Here is a 20,362-nt window from a genome sequence, read left to right on the forward strand (position 1 = left end):
CGCAACATGCTGGTGCGTGGCTGGATGCCCCGTGCGAAAGGAAAGGACGAGAAATGACTGTCGCGGCAACGGAGGCGCCCGCGCCTCCCGAACCCCCGGCGCGCACGCCCCGCACCTGGTGGCGGGCGGGCGCCCTGGCGGCGATCTGCGCGTTCGCGGCGGTGCTGTACGCGTGGAACATCGGCGCGGGGCAGCTGGGCAACACGTACTACGCCGCCGCCGCGAAGTCGATGGCCGGAGACTTCACGAACTTCCTGTTCGGGAGCTTCGACCCGTACGGCGTGGTCACGGTCGACAAACCGCCCATGTCGCTGTGGCCGCAGGCGTTGGCGGTGAAGCTGTTCGGCTTCCACGGCTGGGCACTGCTGCTCCCCCAGGTCATCGAGGGTGTCGCGGCGGTGTTCCTCCTGCACCGCACTGTCCGCTGGTGGGCGGGTGAGCAGGCCGCGTTGGTGGCGGCACTGATCCTCACGTTGACGCCGGTGACCGTGGCCATCAATCGGGACAACAACCCGGACACGCTCCTGGTGCTGCTGTTGGTCGCCGCCGCCTACGCGTTGACGCGGTCGGTGCACGCGGAGACCGCCACGTCGCGGACCCGGTGGCTGCTGGGGTGCGCCTTCCTGATCGGGTGCGGCTTCCTCACCAAGATGATGCAGGCCTGGATCATCGTCCCCGGTTTCGTGCTGGCCTACTGGGTCGGCTCGGCCGCGCCGGTGCGCAGGCGGGTGGTGGACGTGCTCGCCGCGGGTGCGGTACTCATCGCCTCGTCGTTCTGGTGGGTCGCGCTGCACTCGCTGTGGCGCGGCGACAAGCCCTACATCGGCGGCAGCACCGACGGCTCCGCCTGGGACCTGATCTTCGGCTACAACGGCTTCGGCCGCGTCTTCGGCGGGGACGGCAACATGTCCCCAGGCAGGCCCCCGGCGGGCTTCGACCTGCCCCAGGGCGGCTTCGGCGACGTTCCCGGCGGGGTCCCGGGCGGTCCCGGGGGCATCGGTGCCCCTGGCGGACCCGGTGGGCCAGGCGGGCCAGGCGGGCCAGGCGGGCCAGGCGGTGGGCCTGGGTTCGGCGGGTTCGGCGAGACCCCCGGCGCGGACCGGATGTTCAACGAGTCGGTCGGCGGGCAGATCTCCTGGCTGCTGCCGCTGGCCCTGGCGATCGTGGTGGTCGCGGCGGTCCTGGGCGTGCGCGGGGTGCTGGCGCGCAGGCGTGGCGAGGACGTGCCGGTGGACCGCGCGGGCCGGGCCGCCTGGGTGCTGTGGGGCGGCTGGCTGGTCGTGACGGCGTTCGTGTTCAGCTTCGCGCAGGGCATCTGGCACCCGTACTACACGACGATGCTGGCCCCGCCGATCGCCGCGCTGTGCGCCGTGGCCCTGGTCCGGTTGCGCACGGCGAGCGGTCCGGCGCGGTTCCTGCTGCCGCTGGCCGTCGCCGGGACCGCGGGGTGGGCGTACTTCCTGTCCGCCCGCGAGCCCGACTGGCACGGGTGGGCCCGGTGGGCGGTGCTCGCGGTCGCCGCCTTCGCGGTGATCGGGTTGTTGGCCGCGTACGCGAGCCGGGTCGTGTGGCTGGTCGGCCTGGTGGCGGTGCTGTTCGTCCCGGCGGTCTGGTCGGCGGGCACGGCCGCGGCGGCCACCGACAACGGCGTGATGCCCGCCGCGGGCTCGTCGATGTTCGGCCCGATGCCCGGCGGCGACCGCGGCGGCCGCTTCCCCGGCGGTTTCCCCGGTGACGACTCGACTCCCGGCGGCAACGCCCCGGGTACCCCTGGTGGCCCGTCCGCAGGCTTCCCCGGTGACGGCACTCCCGGCGGTGGGTTCCCCGGCGGCGTCCCGGGTGGCGGCACCCCTGGTGGGGGCTTCCCCGGCGGTACACCGGGCAACGGCACCCCGGGGGGCGGCTTCCCCGGCGGCGGCATGCCTGGTGGCGGAACGCCCGGCGGCGGGACGCCGAACGGCGACGCGTCCGGCCGTGGGATGTCGGGCCGTGGCGGTCCCGGCGGTTTCGGTCCGGGCGGGGGCGCGCACCTCACCGACACCCAGCGCCGCATCCTGGACTACGCCGTCGCGCACGGCGACGGCGCCGCGATCACCCTGGCGGTCAACGGCGGGGCGATGGGCGCCTCCGCCTACATCATCGACTCCGACCGCATGGTGATCGGCATGGGCGGCTTCATGGGGGCGGACAACGCACCCTCGGTCGACCAGCTCACCTGGTGGACCCAGCACGGCATGCTCCGCTTCGTGCTCAGCAACTCGGGCGGCGGCGGCTTCCCCATGCCCGGCGGCGGCATGGGCGCGGCCCGGGAACGGCAACAGTGGATCGAGCGCAACTGCACCAAGATCCCCACTTCCGCCTACGGGGGCTCGACCGAACAACAGGCCGCTCCGTTCCCTATGGGGGCTCTCGACCTCTATGAATGCCACTAACCCCTAGCCGACCACGCGCGTGTGGGCCCCGCCCCTCCTCCTCCGGTCCACACACGCGCGTGGTCACCCTTACAGGCCCACCACCGCTACCAGTGCCCCAAGCCCCAGCACGCCTGCCAACACAGGCAACGCTGTCGCCGACGGAACGGCCCCCAAGACAGCCACTCCCAACGACGCCCCAACCTGCCGAGCCGCGTTGAGTGCCCCGGCCCCGATCCCCACCAGTTCCTTGGGCACTGCCGCAGCCACCCCCGCTACCAGAGCAGGCAGGGCGAACGAGACTCCCAGCCCCAACACGAACAACCCCAGCAACGGTGTTGCGGTGATGAGCAACGCGCCCGCCGCCATCGACACGAGTCCGATCGTCGCCGGGATCCTCGGTCCGACCCGCCCCACCAAGCGCCCGGTGAAGACCGGATTCACAGCGGTCGGAATCGTCAACGGCAGAAACATCAACCCGGCTGCCCAGGGCTCGTAGCCGAGCGTCTCCTGGAAATACAGGGACAGCACGAACAACACGGCCGACAACCCGAAGTTGGCCAGCAATCCCCCGCTGAGCGCCGCGCTGAACGTGCGACCGAACAGCCGTAACGGCAACAAGGCAGCCGCACCCGCCCGCCGCTCCGCGATCAGGAACAGCATTGCCGCTCCCGCAGCCACGCAGTAGGCGACAACGTCACGCTCGATCAGCCCGTAAACCAAGGCTCCCAACACAACGATCGCGGCACCCTGCCCCAGCACATCGGTCCCGCTCTTCCCGCGCACGGTTTCCGGCGCCAATCGGGCCGTGAGCACCAATCCCCCGATAGCGATCGGCACGTTCACCAGGAAGATCGACCGCCAGCCCGCCAGATCGACCAGCACACCACCCACGACCGGGCCCGCGACCAACGCGAGCCCGGTAATGGCCGCCCAGTTCCCGATCGTCCGCGCCGGGGCCGGGTAGGCCGTGGTGATCACCGCGAGGGAGGTGGGGAGCAACAACGCACCCGCCGCCCCGAGCAGCAGCCGCAGAACCACCAGCATCCCGATCGACGACGCGGCGGCCGACAACGCCGACAGCACCCCGAACGCGCCCGCCCCGACCAGGAAGACGCGGCGCCCGCCATACCGGTCCGACAGCCTTCCCGCCGTGAACAGGAACGCGGCGAAAGTGATCGTATAACCATTCGAAACCCATTGCAGACCGGCGATTCCGCCCGCCAAGTCACCCCCGATCGCGGGTAAGGCGACAGTGACCACGGTGGTGTCCAACAACACCATGAAGTAGCCGAGTGACAGGCCGAGCAACAGAAACCGGCTCGGTCGACCAACATGTCCCGTCTTGGCGCACACGGGCAAGGACAACGATTCTCCTCGGGTAGGCTGACAACGACGATCCTGCGCCGCGACCCGAGCGATGGGAAACGGGAGCTGCCGATCGCCCTATCGGCCCGGCCGATGCGTGATCGACCCTGGGGAGAACGAGATGGAACTACGCCAGCTGCGGACCTTCGCGGCCGTGGCCCGGACCATGAGCTTCACCCGGGCCGCCCAGGAGCTGCACTTCGCGCAGTCGAGCGTGAGCGAACAGATCCAGGCCCTGGAGCGCGACCTCGGGGCCGAGCTGTTCGACCGCTCCCGCCGGTCCCTGCGGCTGACCTCGGCAGGCGCGGCCCTGCAGGGGTACGCGGAGCGGATCATCGGGCTGGCCGACGAGGCCCGTGCCGCCGTCGCGGGCGTACCGGGGGCGTTGGCGGTTGGTGCGCTGGAGACGTTGTCGACGCACCGATTACCGGGGGTGTTGGCCCGATTTCGGGAGGTGCGGCCGGATGCGCGGGTGGTGGTCAGCCAGGGGAATCGGGGGGAGCTTTACGAGCGGGTCGGCAGGGGGGAACTGGACCTTTGTCTGACGTTCGGGTCGGCACCGGAGAATCTGGCACACAGTGAGGTCATCGCCGTGGAGCCATTGGTGATCGTCGTCCCGCGCGATCACCGGTTGGCCGGTCGCGAATCGGTTGCGCTGAACGAGTTGGCGGACGAGCCCTTCCTGTCCACCGCTCCCGGCTGCGGCTTCCGCGAGATGTATGACAGCACGTTCGGCGCGCTGCCCAGCCTGGTGGCCGAGTTGGACAGCATCGGCACCCTCGGGGCTTGCGTAGCGGCCGGGATGGGGTGCGCGCTGCTACCCGAGACCGCCGTCCGGGGACTGGATGTCAGCACTCTCTCGTTACCGGACAAGGACTTCAGCACCACGGTGACGATGACGTGGAACGACAACGCCAACCCGGAACTGAAGCCCTTCCAGGACCTCTTGCGAACCCGCTGATCCTGTGTGCTCGGCGGTCAGCAGCGCTCGATCTCGTCGGCGGCCTCGACCGCCCCGCCATAGGCCTGGATCGTTCGTTGCATGGCGGCCAGACTGTCCCGGATCGACCGGTCCTCGGCCACCCGTTCCACGACCGCCACCAGCTGCTCCACATCCCCCAGGGTCTCCCCCAGCCCCAGTTCGCGAACCCGCTCGGCATTGATCTCCTGCTCGGGCGTGAACGGCACCGCGACCATCGGCACCGCGTTGTACAACGCCTCCATCACCGAGTTCATCCCCGCGTGCGTGACGAACACCGACGCGTGTTTCAACACGGCCAACTGCGGAAATGAGCTGCGGATCTCGACGAATTCGGGAACATCCCCAATCTCGACATCCCCGACCGTCATCGCCACCTGCCATCCGGCTCCCTCGAACGCCGATATACAGGCACGATAGAAGTCGGCATCGGTAATGGCGGAGCCCAACGAGATATATACCAGCGGCTGATCCAATTCTCGCGGCGACCATTGCTCCGCAGGCTCCATCGGGACGGTAGGCCCGACAAACCGGAACTGTTCATCGAATGTCTCGCCCGCAGGCTGGAACTCCCTGGGCACGAAGATCAGATTCCGCTCGTCGATCGCGTCGAAGACATCCGAGACGTCGAACGACAACTCGTACTCGGCCGCGAACCGGTCACATTCCGCCGCCAGGTCGCGCAGCATGGGGTCGGCCGGGGTGAGGCCAAGGTCGAGCGAGAAGTGGTCGTTCGAGGCCAGGTGCGGGAGCAGACGGATGGCCGGGATGCCCAGGACCCGGGCCACGAGGCGGCCGTACCAGTTGGATCCGTCGTAACAGATGATGTCCGGCTGGTGCGCGTCGCACCAATCCCGCACGAGCGGATAGGCGATTCGCTGAACGGAGAAGTAGTACTCGAACCAGGTCACGAGGATCCGACGCATGTCACCCACGGCGGGCGTGAACGGCGGCGGCGACGGCAGCGTCACCCATTCGGCCCCGGCCTGCACGACGGCCGGGCGGTGTTCGGGACTGGTGGCGTAGTGCACCCGATGATGGCGACTGGTCAGTTCCCGGACGATCGGCAGGGTCGGGTTGACGTGCCCGTACCCCATCAGCGTCACGAACAGCACTGTGCGCGGCATGACAACGCAGCCTAGAGTCAGGCTCGCGCCCGCCACCACTGTATTTCCGGCCCCCGCCTTTCGTCGGGTACGGGCGGCGGATACCACTTGTCCTAACAAAGGAAGGTTGAACGGAGCAAAGTACCCTCGCGCGTCTCACCGACCACTCGGTAACCTCGGCGAGGCCGACCCCCGGATATCCGGTCGATCCGGACGCAACACCCGGACATCAAGAATATTACAACCGCCCCTCGGTACCGTCCGATTCCCCCACCTTGCCCTGCCCCCAGAGAGAAACACGCGAAGGGAACACAATGTCCCACGCAGTCTTCTACTTCCCCGGCACCGGCTCCTTCGGCGGCGAGTTCAGCACCCCCACCACCCCGGTCAAATACCCGGGCCGCTTCGGCCCACACTTCGGCACCCCCGCCGACTCCTTCACCGAGGTGGTCGACTCCTGCGCCGACCAGATCCGCGCCTCCCAGGCCCTGCACCCACTCCTCGTCGGCCACAGCTACGGCGCCTATGTCGCCTACGCCACCGCCCAACGCCTCCGCGAGACCGGCACCGAGATCTCGACCCTCGCCGTCGCGGCCGCCGCCGCCCCGACCCGACTGTCGGTGCCCGAGGGCGTCGCCGACAGCCCGGAACACACGGCCGAGTACCTGAACGCCATCGACCCCGACCTCCTCGGGAGCGTTCCTTCCCCGGACTGGAGGGAAATCGTCACCAAGGCGGCGATGCACGACCTCCGTCTCCTGGCGGAGTTCACCCCGCCGACCACCTCGCTCGACTCCCCGGTCCACGCCGCCGTGGGCAGCGCGGACCCGGTGTCCGAACAGTCCATAACCGACTGGAAGCTGACGACCGACGGGCCGTTCGCCGCGCACACCTTCCCCGGCCGCCACGACGAGTACCTGGACGCCTGGCTCGCCGACCTGGTCTCCTGAGAACCCGGCCTGCCTGGTCGTCACATCCGGCGACCAGGCTTGGCCCGAAGGTGGAGTAATTCCGCCATTCGGATCTTGAGCTATTCTCAGACATCACGTTGCGCAATCGAAGAGTTCACCTTGCGAACGGAACCACCGGTCGGCCCAGGTCGCTCGTTCGTGCCGGACCGCATTGTGCTACCCATCATGCTGCCGTATCCCACCATGAAGGCAGCAGACAGCTATGTGGCAAGATGACAACATGAGCGAGCGCGACACACCTATAGTCCATCAGCGGCGCCTGCGCGCCGAGCTACGCAGACTTCGCGAAGCGGTCGGGCTGACCCAGAAAGACGTGGCAGACCGACTCGAATGGTCAGCCAGCAAGGTACTGCGCGTCGAGGGGGGCAACTCCAACATCGGCACGACCGATCTACACGCCCTGCTTCACCTTTACAATGTCACCGATGGCGCCAAGGTCGCCGAGTTGGTGGATGAGGCCAGAGCCAGCCGCAAACCCGCCTGGTGGACGAAATACAAAGTCTATCTCGACCCGCAGTTCTACACCTTCATCGGATACGAGAACTCGGCGGTTCGAATCTGTCAGTTCCAATCTCTCACACTGCCTGGACTACTACAGACCTCGGCCTACTCCGAGGCGCTGATGTCTTCCTACGGAAATCCTGAGGAGAAAGTCCGCCGAGGCGTGGAGATCCGTCGCAGGCGCCAGGAGATCATCACCGACACCGGCCCTGAGCTGCGGTTCATCCTCGACGAAGCAACGCTGCGTCGATACGTGGGCACCCAGGAAACCATGCGGGGCCAATGGACATCGCTCATCGAGCGCAGCCGGATCAAGACCGTCTCCATTCGCGTGCTTCCGTTCACCTCGGGCGGTCACATCGGCCTCAAAGGATCATATTCGATCATCGAGCTCCCGGAGCCGGAATCCACTCGGATTCTCATCCTTGAGGAACCGTTGCGCGACGTCATGGTCCGCGACCGAGACGATGAAATAGAGAGTTACGCGTCCGCATTCGAACACCTGGAGGAAGTCGCCCTTTCTGCGGAGGATTCACGAACTTTTCTTCAGCAGCTCGTATCAGAGTCGAACGACTAGCCTCCGTTCGGTGTCGAAGCCACTTTTCAGCACACAGATGCTTTCCACATGGAAACCTCAACTGTCGAGCAAGTCCGACGTTGACGCGTCCTTCTCTTGGCGGCTGCGAAACAGACACACCTCCAGCTAACGTCAAGGTGTGTCATCAACGCACGCCCCTGTCTGAACCACCTTCTCTCCCGCTACCTCTGCGGAACACGCCACGCCAGGGGCTGCTGCGCTGCGAGAAAGGGGACGACATGGCATGGTCGGGGCGACCGATTCTGGTGGAAGTTGACAATTACGGGACATCCTGGGTCAAGAGTTCGGCAAGTGGCGGCGCCAACGGCGACGCCCAAGGGTGTGTCGAGTTCACACAGGGGAAACCGCGAACAGAGGTCCGAACCTCACGTGACCGAGCCGGTCGGCATCTGAGCTTCCCCGGCCGGTCCTGGCGTCGGTTCGTCTCCGACCTGCGAGGATCATGAGCGGCGGGCGCGCGAGCGTGCACAATCGGTTCCACTCGGTGTCGCCGAACACGGTGGTGCAGGTAGGCATCGTGTCCGGGGACTTCTACGTGACCAAGGGGGAGAATCCGGTGTTGCCGACGCCAAGGCAGTTACCCGCGCCGCCGCACCTTCTGCTGGGCCGGGGGCGGGAACTCACGCGGCTGGACGCGGCTCTTGATCTCGCGCGGGACAAAACGAGAGTCGCCGTGCTGGCGGTGGAAGGTTGTGGCGGGATCGGGAAAACCGCGTTGGCGCTGTACTGGGCGCACACGCGGCTTTCCCGTTTTCCGGACGCCCAGCTCTATGTCGATCTTGGTGAACGCGGCGACCGGATGTTGCCCGTGCTGCACGATTTCCTGATCGCGCTGGGGTTGGACCCGGCCGCCATGCCGCACAACGAGGAAGCGGCCAAGGCCATGTTCCGCAGCACCTTGGCCGATCGGGCCGCGCTCCTGGTGCTGGACAACGTGAGCAGGGTCGAGCAGGTGCGCGCTCTGATGCCGAATACGTCGTCCTGCGCGGTGCTGGTGACCAGCCGGGGTCATCTGTCCGGTTTGGACCTCCTGGGCGGGACCACGGTCCGCCTCGACCCGCTGGAAACCCCGACCGCCCAACAGGTCTTCGAGGCGTACCTGGGTGCCGACACGGTCAGCGCGGAACCCGAGGCGACGGAACAACTTCTCACGCACTGCGCCGGACTCCCCTTGGCGCTGGTCATCCTGGCCGCGCGCGCTGCCGAGTACCAGGCGAGCCCGCTGACCAGCCTCGCCGCCGAGCTGACCGATCCGACCAGGCTGGCGGCCTTCGAGACCTCCGACGGTGGTCTCAGCCTGCGCGCCGTCCTGGATTGCGCCGCCGCCGGTCTCGACGCCGACCAGGCACGCACGTACCGCCTTCTCGGTGGCGCGCCCACGGCCGAGGCGACGATCGAGTCCACCACAAGCCTTCTGGCCTCGTCCCCCCGCACCGCCCAGCGGCTTCTACACGCGTTGACGGCACGCAACCTGCTCGCCCAAACGACTCCCGGGCGGTTCCGCATGCACCCACTGGTGCGCGCGCACGCGAGCGAAGGGCTCCGGGACGAACCACCCGCGATCACCACCGAAGCCCTGCGTCGGCTGGTCGACCATTATGTGCACACCGCCTGCGCCGCCGACAGACTTCTCTTCGGCAACCGCTCCCACGCCCAACCGCCATCCCCGCCGACCGGCTGCGCCCCACTCACGTTCGCGGGCGCCGACCACGCGATGCACTGGTTCACGCAGGAACACCGCCAACTCATGGCCATGCTGGACGAGTCGGTACGCCGTGGTTGGCCGGAACCTGTCTGGTATTTGTCCCGCTTCCTCGACACCTACCACTACCGCCGTGGCCACCTGGAGGAGAACGTCAGCACGTCCCGGGCGGGCGTGGTCGCCGCGAGCGAACTCGACTCGCCTGGGTTGAAAGCGGCCGCGCTCCGCCAGCTCGGCCGGGCCTACACCCGCAACCACGAGTTCGACGAGGCGACGCACTGCCTGGACCGAGCGCTGGACCTGCTCACCGCGACCGGCGATCCCACGGAGCTGGCACACACCCACCACGACCTGGGCAGGCTGGCCGCGCGTCAAGGCAATCTCGACGGGGCGCTCCGCCATTCATCCGAGGCGGTCCGGCTATATCGGGCGGCGGGCAACGCGATCGGCGAGTCGCACGCGCTCAACGCGCTCGGCCGGGCGCAGGCGGAGCGGGGAGTCCACGCGGAGGCGGAAACGTGCTGCCGGACGGCGTTGCGGTTGAGCGAGGAGCACGACAACCCGTCCGGGCGGATGGTCGCGCTGGACAACCTGGGCTACCTGGCGTTGGGCACCGGCGCGCTCGACGACGCGGCCGACTACCACTCCCGGGCGGCGGAAGTGGCGGCCGTCCTCGGCGCTCGATCGTTCGAGGCCGAGGCCGTCGAGCATCTGGCGGACGCGCTCATCGCCCGCCGGGCGGATCACCCCGAGGCGGCGGACGCGTTGCGCCGCGCCCACGACCTCTATCTCGCACAGCACCGGGTCGGCGACGCACAGCGCTGTGCGGGCCGCCTCGCGGAACTGTCCTGACCGGCTCAGACGGGTTCCTTCTCCCGCTTCTCCGCCCACGCCCGCGCCTTCTCCGCACGCAGTTCCCGGAGCGCGCGCTTCCAGTTGCGCCTGCCGAACCAGCCGCAGAACCCCTGCCAGGTGGTCCACCGGCGGCCGCGACGGGCCAGCGCGACCCGCTCGGCCGGGTCGAAGCAGAGCCGTTCGATGGTGCGGATGTCGTTGCGGGACAGGCCGAGATCCCGGGGCGTGACCCGGATGCCCAGCCACTCGCTCTCCGCCGCCAACCGGGGCAGGCCGAGCGTGTCGAAGATCTTCTCCGCGGCGGCGGCGGAGACGCGCGCGGGCTGTCGCCGCCACCGGCGCCGGTTCGCGTGCAGCCGGGCGAGGGCGAGGTAGGCGCGGCCGAGCAGCTCGGCGAAGACCCGCTTGTCCACCCTGGGCTTGAGCGCTCGGAGCAAATGGTCCAGCCGGTCGGTCGCCGCCGGGTAGTCGCCCTCTTCTATGTCGATCCTGGCTCGGAGCAGGTTGGCCTCGTGGTGCTTGGCGAGCTGGGTGTCGGAGTAGCAGGCCAGCGCGCGGTCACCCAGCTCGTGGGCCCGCTGCAGGTCCTTGCTCCGACCTGACCGCTGGTAGGTGGTCAGGTGCACCTCGGCGAGCACCAGTTCGGTGGTGGCCCGTTCCTTGCTATCCGCGGCCGACCTGAAGAAGTCGAGCGCCTTGCCCGCGCAGTCCAGGGCGTTGCGCAGGTGCTCGTCGTGCCGGTCCTCCCCGGCGATCTCGGCCAGCACCCGGTGCACCCGGCCGAGCCTGCGCCGGGCGTCCGCCTCCAGGCCGAGGTCGTGCGCCTCGGTGGCCAGCGCCAGCCCGCGCTCGGCCGCGGCCAGCGCCTCCTCCTGCCGGTCCTGGTGGTAGCGGAGCCGGGCCAGGCCGCGGATCAGGTAGCGGGCCGTCGCCTGCTTGGTCTCGTCGTCGAGGTCCACCCGCGCCGCGGCGGCGAGGCAGACGTCGGTGACGTCGCCGAGCAGGTCGAGATCACCGGCGTGCCTGGCGATCACGTCGATCAGCGTGAACGCCCTGACGAACTCGGCGGTGTGCGGCACGTTCGCCGCCCGCGCGCTGTCGATCCAGGCCCGCGCCAGCCGGGGCGCGGTCGAGCAGGCCGGGTTCACCTGGCCGAGGCGGTCGAGCTGCTTGCGCACGGGTGAGGGCACCCGGATGCCCGGCCGGGTGTCGCGGCGCGGTCGGACCGGGGCGGCGCCGGTCTTGGCGGCCCGCGCGAACTCGTGCGCCTGCACGATCCGGGCGTGGATCACCTCGATGCCCTCCCCGGTGACCGGGTCGAACCTCCCGACCTCCAGGCCGCGCAGCGCGAACGGGACGTCGTCGGGGTCGAAGTTCGGCAGGCAGACCGGGATGACCGGGCAGCCAACGGCGCCCTCGTGCTGGTAGAGCTTGCGCAGGACCGCCCGCCACTCGAACGCCGTGCCGAGGTGGCCGTCCGGGTTGTCCGCGCACGCCTCGGTGAACGCCCTGGTCACCAGGCAGATCACGGTCGTGCTCTGCTCGATGCCGCTGCTCATCCACTGCGGCAGCGAGGCGGGGTTGCTCTGTTTGAGCACCGCGTCGTGAACCACGGTGACGCCGCGCTGGGCCAGCAGCTGGGCGAGCACCCGCACGGTCTTGCGGGTGGCCGGTTCGTGCAGCTGGCAGAGGAACACCGACGGTTCGTCGGGGGGAGTGTGTCGCACCGGAGCTCCAATCCAGAGGGGCCGATGGATGTCGCATCCCGCTACCTTCACTTAGCGAGATCGCAGACAGGACACATCATAGGGCCGCCAGCGTTTTGGGACATCCTGTCGCGCGGATACCAGATTGTGGACAAACATGTCGAAGTGAGCGGCGCTCAGCTCGGCCGTCGAATTCTGGAATTGCCAAAGAAATAGAACGGATCCAGTCAGCGGGCGGCCAGGTAGCGCATCAGGGCGCGGTAGTACGGCGCGATCGTGGTGAGGTCGGCGTATTCGTCTGGGCCGTGTTGCCCATCGCCGCCGATGCCGAATATCACGGCGTCGATTCCGCGTGCGGAGTAGAAGCGGGAATCGGCCGCGCCGTACTTGCGGAGGAGGGCGCCGGAATATCCCTCGGCCTGGGCCGCCGCGCGCAGCGTGTGGACGTCGGGGCTGTCCGGGTCGGCGTGGTGCGGGGGTTCGACACGGTCGACGTGCACTGTCGTCTTGTCCGGGCACAGGGCGGTGAGGTGTTCGGCGACCTCGTCCGGGGTGCGGTCGGTGAAGTCCTTGTCCTCGGACGGGAACCGGATGTCCAGCCAGGCGGTCGCCTCGGCGGGGACCTGGTTCAGCGCGGTGTCCCCGGTCACGAGGCGGGCGACGGTGACGGTGGTGCGCCAGGCCACCTCGGTGGCCACCGGGTAGGCGGCGAGGATGGCGTCGATGGCGCGCGTCAGGGTGTGGATCGCGTTGTCGCCGAGCCACTGGTAGGCGCTGTGCGCGGTGCGGCCGTGGGCGGTGACCCGGGCGGTGAGCAGGCCCTTGGACTCGGTGACGAGGCGCAGCGCGCTGTGTTCGCCGACCACCACGAAGTCGGCCGTCACGCCGTGCGCCAGCTGGTGCCGGGTGCCGTGGTGGCCGCCCACCTCCTCGTCGGTGACCAGCTGCAGGCCGACCGGTGCGGCCGGGGTGGCGTCCCGGAACGCCATGGCCTGGGCGAGGGCGGACAGCTTCATGTCCTGGGCGCCGCGGGCGTGCAGGCGGTCACCGGCGCGGCGCGGGCGGAACTGGTCGTCGGTGCCGGGAACGACGTCGAGATGGCCGTTGAGGATCACCCGGAAGTGTGGCCGCGCGTCGCCCCGGTACACCAGCGCGCTGGGTTTGCCGCCTGCCTCGAACCGCTCGATCGTGTACCCGGGGCCGACGGCGTCGAGCACGAACTCCAGCGCCCGCACGAGTTCCCGGGGTCGGTCGGCCGTCGAGCGGATGGCCAGCAGGTCCTCGGCGGCGGCCACGAACTCGTCGACGTCCATGCCGCCCATGCTCCCGCACCGGGCGCTCAGGTCACCAGGGCTCGCGCGCGTGCCCTGGTGTCGTGGTCCGGATCGATCCCGGCCAGTTCGGCGACGCCTGCCACGTGCTCGGTCGACCACGCGTCCCGGGGCCACGCCTCCAGCGTCTCCAGCGCCGCGCGGCGGTTGCGCACGAGCGGGCTGCGCAGCGCCGCCGACACCAGGTCCGCACCGAGACCGGGATGGTCACGCACGCCCCGCACCGCCAGTTCCAGCGCCGAGTGGGCGCGGTAGAGCGGACCGATGCCCAACTCGTCGGCCGGACCTGTGGTGATCTCGGCGAGCGGTAATGCCGTGCGCGCGAGGTCGACCAGCCGGGGCACCGAGGCGGCGTCCACCTGTTCCCAGGCCTCGTACCACCAGGACAGGCTCGACGGATCGCGCTCCAGTTGCCCGAACACCGTCTCCGCCACGTCCACGCCGATCTTGGCGGCGACCTGGACGGCGTGCCAGACCCGCTCCTGTCCGGCCACCGCGACCGCCACCCGGTCACGCCACCTGTCCGGGGCCAGCACTCGCTCGCAGGTCGCGATGAATGCCTCTTTCCCCGCCATCTCGGTGTCGGCACGCTTCAGGTACCGCTGGATGTCCCGCACGGCAAGGAAATCCGTCACCTCCTCGCCTTGGTGCTCCACCAATGCCAGATAGGCGGCCAGCGCTTCCGCGGCTTCCTCGTAGTGGCTCATGTCCTCGGCGGGCCCGCCTTGGGCCAGAGAACGCAGGATGTCGCCCGCGGCGGTCAGGAGATCCCTGTCGATGTCGGGCGCGCGCAGTGCCGCGAGCAGGCCGCCGGTGGTGGCGCCGATGTAGGCGAGGTATTCGTCCATGATGGAGTTACGAAAGCCGGAGCGAAGGATCCAATCGCGGATCTCGGGGTCGGCCGTGTCTTCGAGCCGTTCGACACAGGCGATCCGGCCCCAACCGTCCACGATCTTGGCCAGCTCCCACAGTTCCCGCTCCCCCAACTGGGCCAGTACCACTGCCGCGTACAGCGTGAACTCGTCGTGCGCGCCCAGGACGCGCACGACTTCACGCGGGAAGTCCTCGACCACATCCATCGTCGCGCCGAGCAGGGCGATCCCCAGTTTCACCGGGCCGCGGTCGGGCGCGGTGGTCGCCAACCACCAGCCGATCTCGTGCACGCTCATGGCGGGCGCACCGCCATCCGGCAGCAGCTCGATCAGCGTGTCGACGTAACTCACCACGTCGTCCTCGACCACCGCGGCGTAGAGCGCGCGCAACCGCTCCTCGGACGGCTCGCGACACGCCTCCGACAGGAGCCTCGCCACCTCGACGACCCGCGCGGTCTGCTCACTCGCCGCACCATGGCGACCGGGCACACCGTCCCGCGTGCCCGGTGCCCAGTGGATCTTCGTGGGGTCCCGCTCGTCGTCCGGCAGGTCGACGACCTCGACCAACCGACCGGACGCGTCCAGGAGCGACCGCAGGTGCTCGTAGATCGGTTCGCCGGGTGCGACGACTGGCAGTCCCCTCATGGCCACACGGTCCCACATCGACCGAATCCGAGCACACGGATATCCACAGGTGTCCGATGTGGACACGGCACCGCGCCCCGCCGGGGCTTGGGGCCGGCGGGGCGCGGTGGTCTGTGGGCTACCGGAACAGGTTTCCGGTCGGCTGTCGGGTCAGCCGGTGAAGCCCGCGGTGACCTTGGTGAAGTCCCAGTTCGGCCGGTCGCGGTTGACCGCCCAGAACGTGAACCGTCCGATGTGGTGCGAGTTGGACCAGTCGCGCAGCTGGGTCCAGATGGCCAGGGTGGTGACCTCGCCGGAGTCGCTGTTGCCGTTCATGCCGGAGATGCCGATGTGCGCGTAGGCCTGCGCGTCGGTGTAGCCGAACACGGACTGGACCTTGGCTCGCAGACCCTCGGTCGCCTTCACCGTGTACCCGTACATGTCCGAGCCGCCGCCGAAGTTGAACGGCATGATGGTGAAGTTGTCGATGTCCGCGTTGAGCGCCTTGGCCTGTTCGATCAGCCGGTTGCCCCACGAGTTGGGGCCGGTGTTGAGGGTGGGGAAGGTCAGGATCGTGTGGATCCCCGGGTTGCGCTGCTTGACGATCTTCAGCGCGCCCAGGATGCGGTCCTGCACCGCGTTGCTCTCGAACTCGTCGGTGTTCTCGATGTCGACATCGACCGCCTTGAGCTTGTAGGCGTCGATCACCTTCTGGTACGCCCCGGCCAGGGCCTCGGCGGACGAGCAGTTCGGGCCGAGCTTGTTGCCGCTCCAGCCGCCGATGGACGGGACGACGTCGCCGCCGTTGGCGCGCACGGCCTTGATGAAGGTCTCGTCGGCGCCGCCGATCAGCGGGCGCTGGCTGTCCCAGGCCGGGTTGCAGCCGTTCTGGGCCAGGATGAACGCCATGGTGAACCACTTGGCGCCGGACGGGCGCATCACCTCTGGCGCCGTGGGCGGGTTGCCCCAGCCCAGGTAGACGTAGGGCGCGGCCTGGATGAACCGGGGGCCGGGGTCGCCGCCGCCGCCCTCGGTGGTGGTCGCGCTGACCTGGGCCGAGTCGGGCGAGGCGTTGCCCGCGGCGTCCTTGGCCCGCACGGTGAAGCGGTAGGTGGTGCTGGCGGACAGGCCGCCGACGGTGGCGCTGGTGCCGGACACCGAGGTCACCTGGCCGTCGCGCACGACGTCGTAGCCGGTCACGCCGACGTTGTCGGTCGAGGCGTCCCAGGACAGCGAGACGCTGTTCGCGGACACGCCGGTGACCCGCACGTTGCCGGGCGCGGTGGGCGCCTGGGTGTCGTTGCCGCCACCGCCGCCGGGGCCGTCCAGGTTGACGTCGTCGGCGTTGTAGGTGCCCTGGCCGTACCAGCTGCTCAGGTAGACCTCGGCGGTGGTCTGCGACGCGCCGGTGGTGAAGCTGATGGTGATCTGGGCGTAGTCGCCGGACGAGCTGACCCAGCGCGACGTCCCGCCGGTCACGCCGAGGGTCACGTAGCTGCCGCGCACCCAGGCGGACAGGGTGTACGCGGTGCTCGGCTTGACGGTCGCCGTCTGCGTGCAGCGGGCGATGTCGCTGCCCGCCGCGTTGGCCGCCAGGGCCTTGCTGCCGCCGTGGACGGGGCTGGAGACCGCCGATCCGCTGTTGGCCGAGCACGCCCAGCCGGTGAGCCCGGACTCGAACCCGGGGTTGGTGAGCAGGTTGGCCGCGTCGGCGGCGCCCGGCACGGTGACCAGGCCGACCGCCGTGAGCACGGCGGTGCCCACTCCGGCGAGTACTCGATGTCGGGTACGCACTTGTCCTCCCGGGGCGCTGAATGCTGCAGGATCTGGGAATGCCACTGTGTCTGGGAATGTCGGCCGCCGTGGGACGGTGGTGGCCGTCGGTCCGCACCCCGCCGGTCGGTCGGCGAGAATTGGTCTGGACCAAATGCGGACCACCTGCGATTGAAGTCGGAACCACCCGAAGGTGTCAATAGCCGCGTCATTCACATATCTCGCGGTGGCAACGATCGGCCACACTTTCACCGGCAAGATGAACCGGGCTCATTACTCGACGCCGAAGTATCACGACGGACGACCGCCGACGTTCGATCGACCACTGTGGACTTTGTTGTCCGGCAACGGAAATCTGTGAACGCATTGAACCCGGCGTGGTCGGCGCGGCTCGAATCGTTCGCGCGCAGGGAAAACATTGCCGACCGGTGATACTTTCCGGCGAAGCCACCCGGGAAGCCCGCCATCGAGTGCCGCGAGTTCCTCGATCGCATACCGTCCGACGACGCCAAGGCCATCCGGGACGGGCCCTGCGGCGGACGCGGACAGGCAGCGTGCAGCCCGGGGCCTCTGGAGCTTATTTAGTATCAGTTGATACTATCTGGCCGAGGTTCTGCCGTCTGGTCGCGCACATGTCGTTCGAGCCGTTCGAGCATGTCGAGCAGCAGCATCTTCTCCGCGGCGCCGAGCACGGCGAAGGTGTGCTCGGCGTGGTCGCCGTGCAGGGCCTTGATCTCGGCGAGATGTTCGCGGCCCTTGTCGGTGATCGACAGCCGGGTCGAGCGCCGGTCGTCCGGATCACTCCGCCTGGCCAGCAGGCCCTCCTGCTCCAAGCCGTCGACCAGGGAGGTTATCGACCGCCCAGTGACGCCGAGCCGGGACTTGAGGTCGCCCATGCGGGGTGACCCGACCTCCTCGACGGCGAGCATCAGCAGCACCCGGGGCGTGGACCAGCCGCGTTGCAGGTAGGGCTGGCCCGCGTACCGGCGCAACGTGTGCGTGGCCCGCATGAGCGCGTTCGCCAGGTCGGCGCCGGTCGGGACCCGCTCGCCCCGGCCCGCCGCATTCCCGCTTGACATGCCGCCAGAATACAGTCAACCTCGATAGGCGTAATTGATACTATTTCCCTTGGGGGATCCTTGACCACCACCACCGCGGCCCCGCCCTGGCGGAGCCAGGAGTACCTGCTGCACCTGACCGGCACCGTCATCTCCACCCTGGGCACCGCCGCCGCCCCGGTGGCGCTGGCGTTCGCGATCCTCGACGCGGGCGGCTCCGGCTCGGCCCTGGGCCTCGTCACCGCGGCGGGCACCGCGCCCGCGGTCCTGTTCTTCCTGCTCGGCGGCGTCGTCGCGGACCGGCTGCCGCGCCACCTGGTGATGGTCGGCGCGGGTCTGGTCAGCGCGCTCGCACAGGCCCTGTTCGCCGTCGTGGTGTTCACGCACACCGTCCACGTGTGGGAGCTGGCCGTGTTCGCGGCGATGAACGGCCTGGCGATGGCGTTCTACATGCCCGCGGCGGAGGGCCTGCTGATGCGCGCGGTCGGCGCGGAGTGGGCGAGCACCGCGTTCGCCATCTTCCGGACCGCGCTCACCGGCGCCCAGGTGATCGGCGCCGCCTGCGGCGGCCTGCTGGTCGACGCGGTGGGCCCCGGCTGGGTACTGGTGATCGACGCGGCCTCGTTCGCGGTGGCCGCAGCGCTGCGGGCGTTCATCCGGGTCCAGGGCAACCTACGACCCCGGAGCAGTTTGCTCGCAGAACTCCGAGAGGGTTGGACCGAGTTCACCCGCCACCGCTGGCTCTGGCGCATGGTCATCCAGTTCGCCGTCGTCAACACCCTCAGCGTCGGCGCGTTCGGCGTCCTCGGGGCAATCGCCACCGACCGGGCCCACGGCGGCGCCCAGGCGTGGGGCCTGATCCTCGCCTGCGACGCAGCGGGCATGGTCCTCGGCGGTCTGCTCATGCTCCGGTTCCGCCCGCGCCGCCTGTTGGTCGCGGCCATCCTCGGCCTTACCCTGACCGCACTGCCGCTCGCCGGGTTGGCCGCCCCTGTCCCATTGCTCCTGGTATGCCTGTGCGCATTGCTCGGCGGAATCGGCGTCGAACTCTTCGGCGTGACCTGGATGACCGCCCTACGCCAGGAAATCCCCGCCGACAAGTTCTCCCGGGTCGCCGCCTACGAGACGATCGGGGCATTCGGCCTTACCCCACTCGGAGCAGCCCTGGCCGGACCCATCGCCGACCACCTCGGCGTGACCACCACCCTGTGGCTCGGCTCCGCCGTCATCCTGGCCGCGGGTATGTACGTATTGTCCACATCGGACGTCCGCCGCCTACGCCGAACGCAATAGACTCATTTCCTCCAACAGGCCCGGCACGCCGTGGGTCCGGCCGCCTGATTTCCACTGCTGCGCGAGGAAGGGGGCAGGCTGCGGCCCGCCCTCTTCGTCATCGACCAGACTTCCACGTAGGTCAGGCCAACAGTCCCCGGGTCACGTCGCCGCCGGGCAGCAGGAAGTAGTACCCGCCCCCGAACGGCAGCACGTACCGCTCCAACGCCTCCCCCGCCAACCGCTGCTGGATCGTCTCGAACCGGTCCAGGTCCCGCTGAAAACTGACGAAGATCTGCCCGACATCGTCTGCGGCACGTCGATAGGAATGACTACGCCGGAGAATCCGCTTGTCCCCTTGATTCGCCCGCCGGATATGCGAGTCGAACGGAAGCACCTTCCCATCCGGATCTCCCGCGTAGTCGGGCTCGTCATGCTCGTCCGCACGGCCCAACGGCGCCCCATCATCCTTGCGGCGCCCGAAAACCCGCTCCTGTCGCGCGGTCGACTCAGCGTCCCAAATGGGCATGGCGAGCCGGAACAGCCGAACGACCTGGTAACTACCGCCTACACACCACGCGGGCTCGTCATCCCCGGCATGCACCCAGACATGGCGCCCCTCATCGCTGGCGGCCGGATTCCCCGCCCCTTCCTTGAAGCCGAACAGATTGCGCGCCTGCCCGTCCGGATGGAACCCGGAGATCCGCCAGCGCGGCTCCAGACCAGGAACCGTCCGGGCCAACGCCGCCTCGATCAGCTCGGACTGGTCCGACCCCACCTGCACCAGTACATCGCCGTGGCACCAGGCGGGATCCAACACGTCATTCCGAAACGCGGGCATGGCCACCAACCGCTGCGGCGCCGTCAGCCCGAACCGCCGATCGAACAACGAGGCCCCGACGGCCACAGTCACCGTCGCCCCCGGAATGGGCTGTGCGACTGCCCGCAAGGCCGCCCCGACCCCGGCCCGATCCGACGCCGTCACATCGAACGCGACCAATGCCGTCCGCGCTTGAGCGGGCGACACGACACCGTCCTGGTGCTCACCTGACCGATCGGCCATCGCCTGCTCAGCCCCGCACCCCGCGACCCCGAGCACTCCCATCCCGGCCAGGAACGACCGCCTACCAACAGTCACAACACCCACCCCCATGCCCCGCTCCCACCCGTCCCGGCCTGGTCCGTGTCAAGCACGACGCCGCACCTGTGGACAGTTCACCGGGATGTGGACAACT

General features: G+C 69.0%; 15 protein-coding genes. 7 read left to right on the forward strand and 8 right to left on the reverse strand.

Annotated elements, in window-relative coordinates; translation table 11 throughout:
* Nucleotides 1-53 precede the first annotated feature (53 nt).
* Nucleotides 54-2,432 (forward strand): ArnT family glycosyltransferase, encoded by a 2,379-nt coding sequence (locus C503_RS0122110; RefSeq protein WP_018684407.1) that lies wholly within the window; start codon nucleotides 54-56, stop codon nucleotides 2,430-2,432.
* A gap of 69 nt (nucleotides 2,433-2,501) precedes the next feature.
* Here the strand turns inward: C503_RS0122110 and C503_RS0122115 are convergent, their stop codons facing one another.
* Entirely contained in the window at nucleotides 2,502-3,779 is a 1,278-nt protein-coding gene (locus C503_RS0122115; protein WP_245572561.1) for an MFS transporter, read from the reverse strand.
* Between the two features lie 121 nt (nucleotides 3,780-3,900).
* Here C503_RS0122115 and C503_RS0122120 point away from each other — a divergent pair, with 121 nt between their 5' ends.
* Nucleotides 3,901-4,740, forward strand: coding sequence for a LysR family transcriptional regulator (locus C503_RS0122120; RefSeq protein WP_033400918.1), 840 nt, complete (start codon nucleotides 3,901-3,903; stop codon nucleotides 4,738-4,740).
* A 17-nt stretch (nucleotides 4,741-4,757) separates the two neighbouring features.
* On the opposite strand, the gene C503_RS0122125 is transcribed toward C503_RS0122120, so the two are convergent.
* Entirely contained in the window at nucleotides 4,758-5,924 is a 1,167-nt protein-coding gene (locus C503_RS0122125; protein ID WP_156893381.1) for a macrolide family glycosyltransferase, read from the reverse strand.
* A 254-nt stretch (nucleotides 5,925-6,178) separates the two neighbouring features.
* Between C503_RS0122125 and C503_RS0122130 the strand changes: the two genes are divergently transcribed.
* The 4 genes from C503_RS0122130 to C503_RS0122140 all read left to right on the forward strand — a co-directional run bounded on the left by C503_RS0122130 (nucleotide 6,179) and on the right by C503_RS0122140 (nucleotide 10,488).
* On the forward strand, nucleotides 6,179-6,814 hold the full coding sequence (locus tag C503_RS0122130) for a thioesterase II family protein (protein WP_018684411.1): 636 nt from the start codon (nucleotides 6,179-6,181) through the stop codon (nucleotides 6,812-6,814).
* Between the two features lie 241 nt (nucleotides 6,815-7,055).
* Nucleotides 7,056-7,913, forward strand: a complete 858-nt coding sequence (locus C503_RS0122135) for a helix-turn-helix domain-containing protein (protein WP_026316572.1) — start codon at nucleotides 7,056-7,058, stop codon at nucleotides 7,911-7,913.
* Between the two features lie 239 nt (nucleotides 7,914-8,152).
* Nucleotides 8,153-8,380 carry a DUF397 domain-containing protein gene (locus C503_RS48915; protein ID WP_084477255.1) on the forward strand — a complete coding sequence of 76 codons (228 nt, stop codon included), beginning with the start codon at nucleotides 8,153-8,155 and terminating at the stop codon, nucleotides 8,378-8,380.
* Nucleotides 8,377-10,488: a tetratricopeptide repeat protein gene (locus C503_RS0122140; RefSeq protein ID WP_018684413.1), complete on the forward strand. Its 2,112-nt coding sequence runs from the start codon at nucleotides 8,377-8,379 to the stop codon at nucleotides 10,486-10,488. Before C503_RS48915 ends, C503_RS0122140 begins: the two co-directional genes overlap by 4 nt.
* Before the next feature lie 5 nt (nucleotides 10,489-10,493).
* Here the strand turns inward: C503_RS0122140 and C503_RS40335 are convergent, their stop codons facing one another.
* From C503_RS40335 to C503_RS40340, 5 genes are all read right to left on the reverse strand, one after another.
* A complete protein-coding gene (locus tag C503_RS40335) occupies nucleotides 10,494-12,218 on the reverse strand; it encodes a TIR domain-containing protein (protein ID WP_018684414.1) in 1,725 nt (574 codons plus the stop codon).
* Between the two features lie 206 nt (nucleotides 12,219-12,424).
* Nucleotides 12,425-13,510: a M20 family metallopeptidase gene (locus C503_RS0122150; protein WP_033400919.1), complete on the reverse strand. Its 1,086-nt coding sequence runs from the start codon at nucleotides 13,508-13,510 to the stop codon at nucleotides 12,425-12,427.
* 26 nt (nucleotides 13,511-13,536) lie between these two features.
* Nucleotides 13,537-15,045 carry a hypothetical protein gene (locus C503_RS0122155; RefSeq protein WP_156893383.1) on the reverse strand — a complete coding sequence of 503 codons (1,509 nt, stop codon included), beginning with the start codon at nucleotides 15,043-15,045 and terminating at the stop codon, nucleotides 13,537-13,539.
* Nucleotides 15,046-15,195: 150 nt separating this feature from the next.
* A complete protein-coding gene (locus C503_RS0122160; RefSeq protein WP_026316574.1) occupies nucleotides 15,196-16,818 on the reverse strand; it encodes a carbohydrate binding domain-containing protein in 1,623 nt (540 codons plus the stop codon).
* 566 nt (nucleotides 16,819-17,384) lie between these two features.
* Nucleotides 17,385-17,876 carry a MarR family winged helix-turn-helix transcriptional regulator gene (locus tag C503_RS40340; protein ID WP_018684418.1) on the reverse strand — a complete coding sequence of 164 codons (492 nt, stop codon included), beginning with the start codon at nucleotides 17,874-17,876 and terminating at the stop codon, nucleotides 17,385-17,387.
* A 60-nt stretch (nucleotides 17,877-17,936) separates the two neighbouring features.
* On the opposite strand from C503_RS40340, the gene C503_RS0122170 reads away from it, so the two are divergent.
* Nucleotides 17,937-19,148 carry an MFS transporter gene (locus C503_RS0122170; RefSeq protein ID WP_018684419.1) on the forward strand — a complete coding sequence of 404 codons (1,212 nt, stop codon included), beginning with the start codon at nucleotides 17,937-17,939 and terminating at the stop codon, nucleotides 19,146-19,148.
* 121 nt (nucleotides 19,149-19,269) lie between these two features.
* On the opposite strand, the gene C503_RS0122175 is transcribed toward C503_RS0122170, so the two are convergent.
* Entirely contained in the window at nucleotides 19,270-20,280 is a 1,011-nt protein-coding gene (locus C503_RS0122175; protein WP_018684420.1) for a Dyp-type peroxidase, read from the reverse strand.
* Between the last annotated feature and the right edge of the window lie 82 nt (nucleotides 20,281-20,362).

Source organism: Actinokineospora enzanensis DSM 44649, from assembly GCF_000374445.1.
Classification (GTDB): domain Bacteria; phylum Actinomycetota; class Actinomycetes; order Mycobacteriales; family Pseudonocardiaceae; genus Actinokineospora; species Actinokineospora enzanensis.

Bases quoted from the DNA above. Each gene is read 5' to 3' on its own strand.
- C503_RS0122110 (WP_018684407.1), top strand. From the start codon at position 54: ATGACTGTCGCGGCAACGGAGGCGCCCGCGCCTCCCGAACCCCCGGCG.
- C503_RS0122120 (WP_033400918.1), top strand. From the start codon at position 3,901: ATGGAACTACGCCAGCTGCGGACCTTCGCGGCCGTGGCCCGGACCATG.
- C503_RS0122130 (WP_018684411.1), top strand. From the start codon at position 6,179: ATGTCCCACGCAGTCTTCTACTTCCCCGGCACCGGCTCCTTCGGCGGC.
- C503_RS0122135 (WP_026316572.1), top strand. From the start codon at position 7,056: ATGAGCGAGCGCGACACACCTATAGTCCATCAGCGGCGCCTGCGCGCC.
- C503_RS48915 (WP_084477255.1), top strand. From the start codon at position 8,153: ATGGCATGGTCGGGGCGACCGATTCTGGTGGAAGTTGACAATTACGGG.
- C503_RS0122140 (WP_018684413.1), top strand. From the start codon at position 8,377: ATGAGCGGCGGGCGCGCGAGCGTGCACAATCGGTTCCACTCGGTGTCG.
- C503_RS0122150 (WP_033400919.1), bottom strand. From the start codon at position 13,510: ATGGACGTCGACGAGTTCGTGGCCGCCGCCGAGGACCTGCTGGCCATC.
- C503_RS0122155 (WP_156893383.1), bottom strand. From the start codon at position 15,045: ATGAGGGGACTGCCAGTCGTCGCACCCGGCGAACCGATCTACGAGCAC.
- C503_RS40340 (WP_018684418.1), bottom strand. From the start codon at position 17,876: ATGTCAAGCGGGAATGCGGCGGGCCGGGGCGAGCGGGTCCCGACCGGC.
- C503_RS0122175 (WP_018684420.1), bottom strand. From the start codon at position 20,280: ATGGGGGTGGGTGTTGTGACTGTTGGTAGGCGGTCGTTCCTGGCCGGG.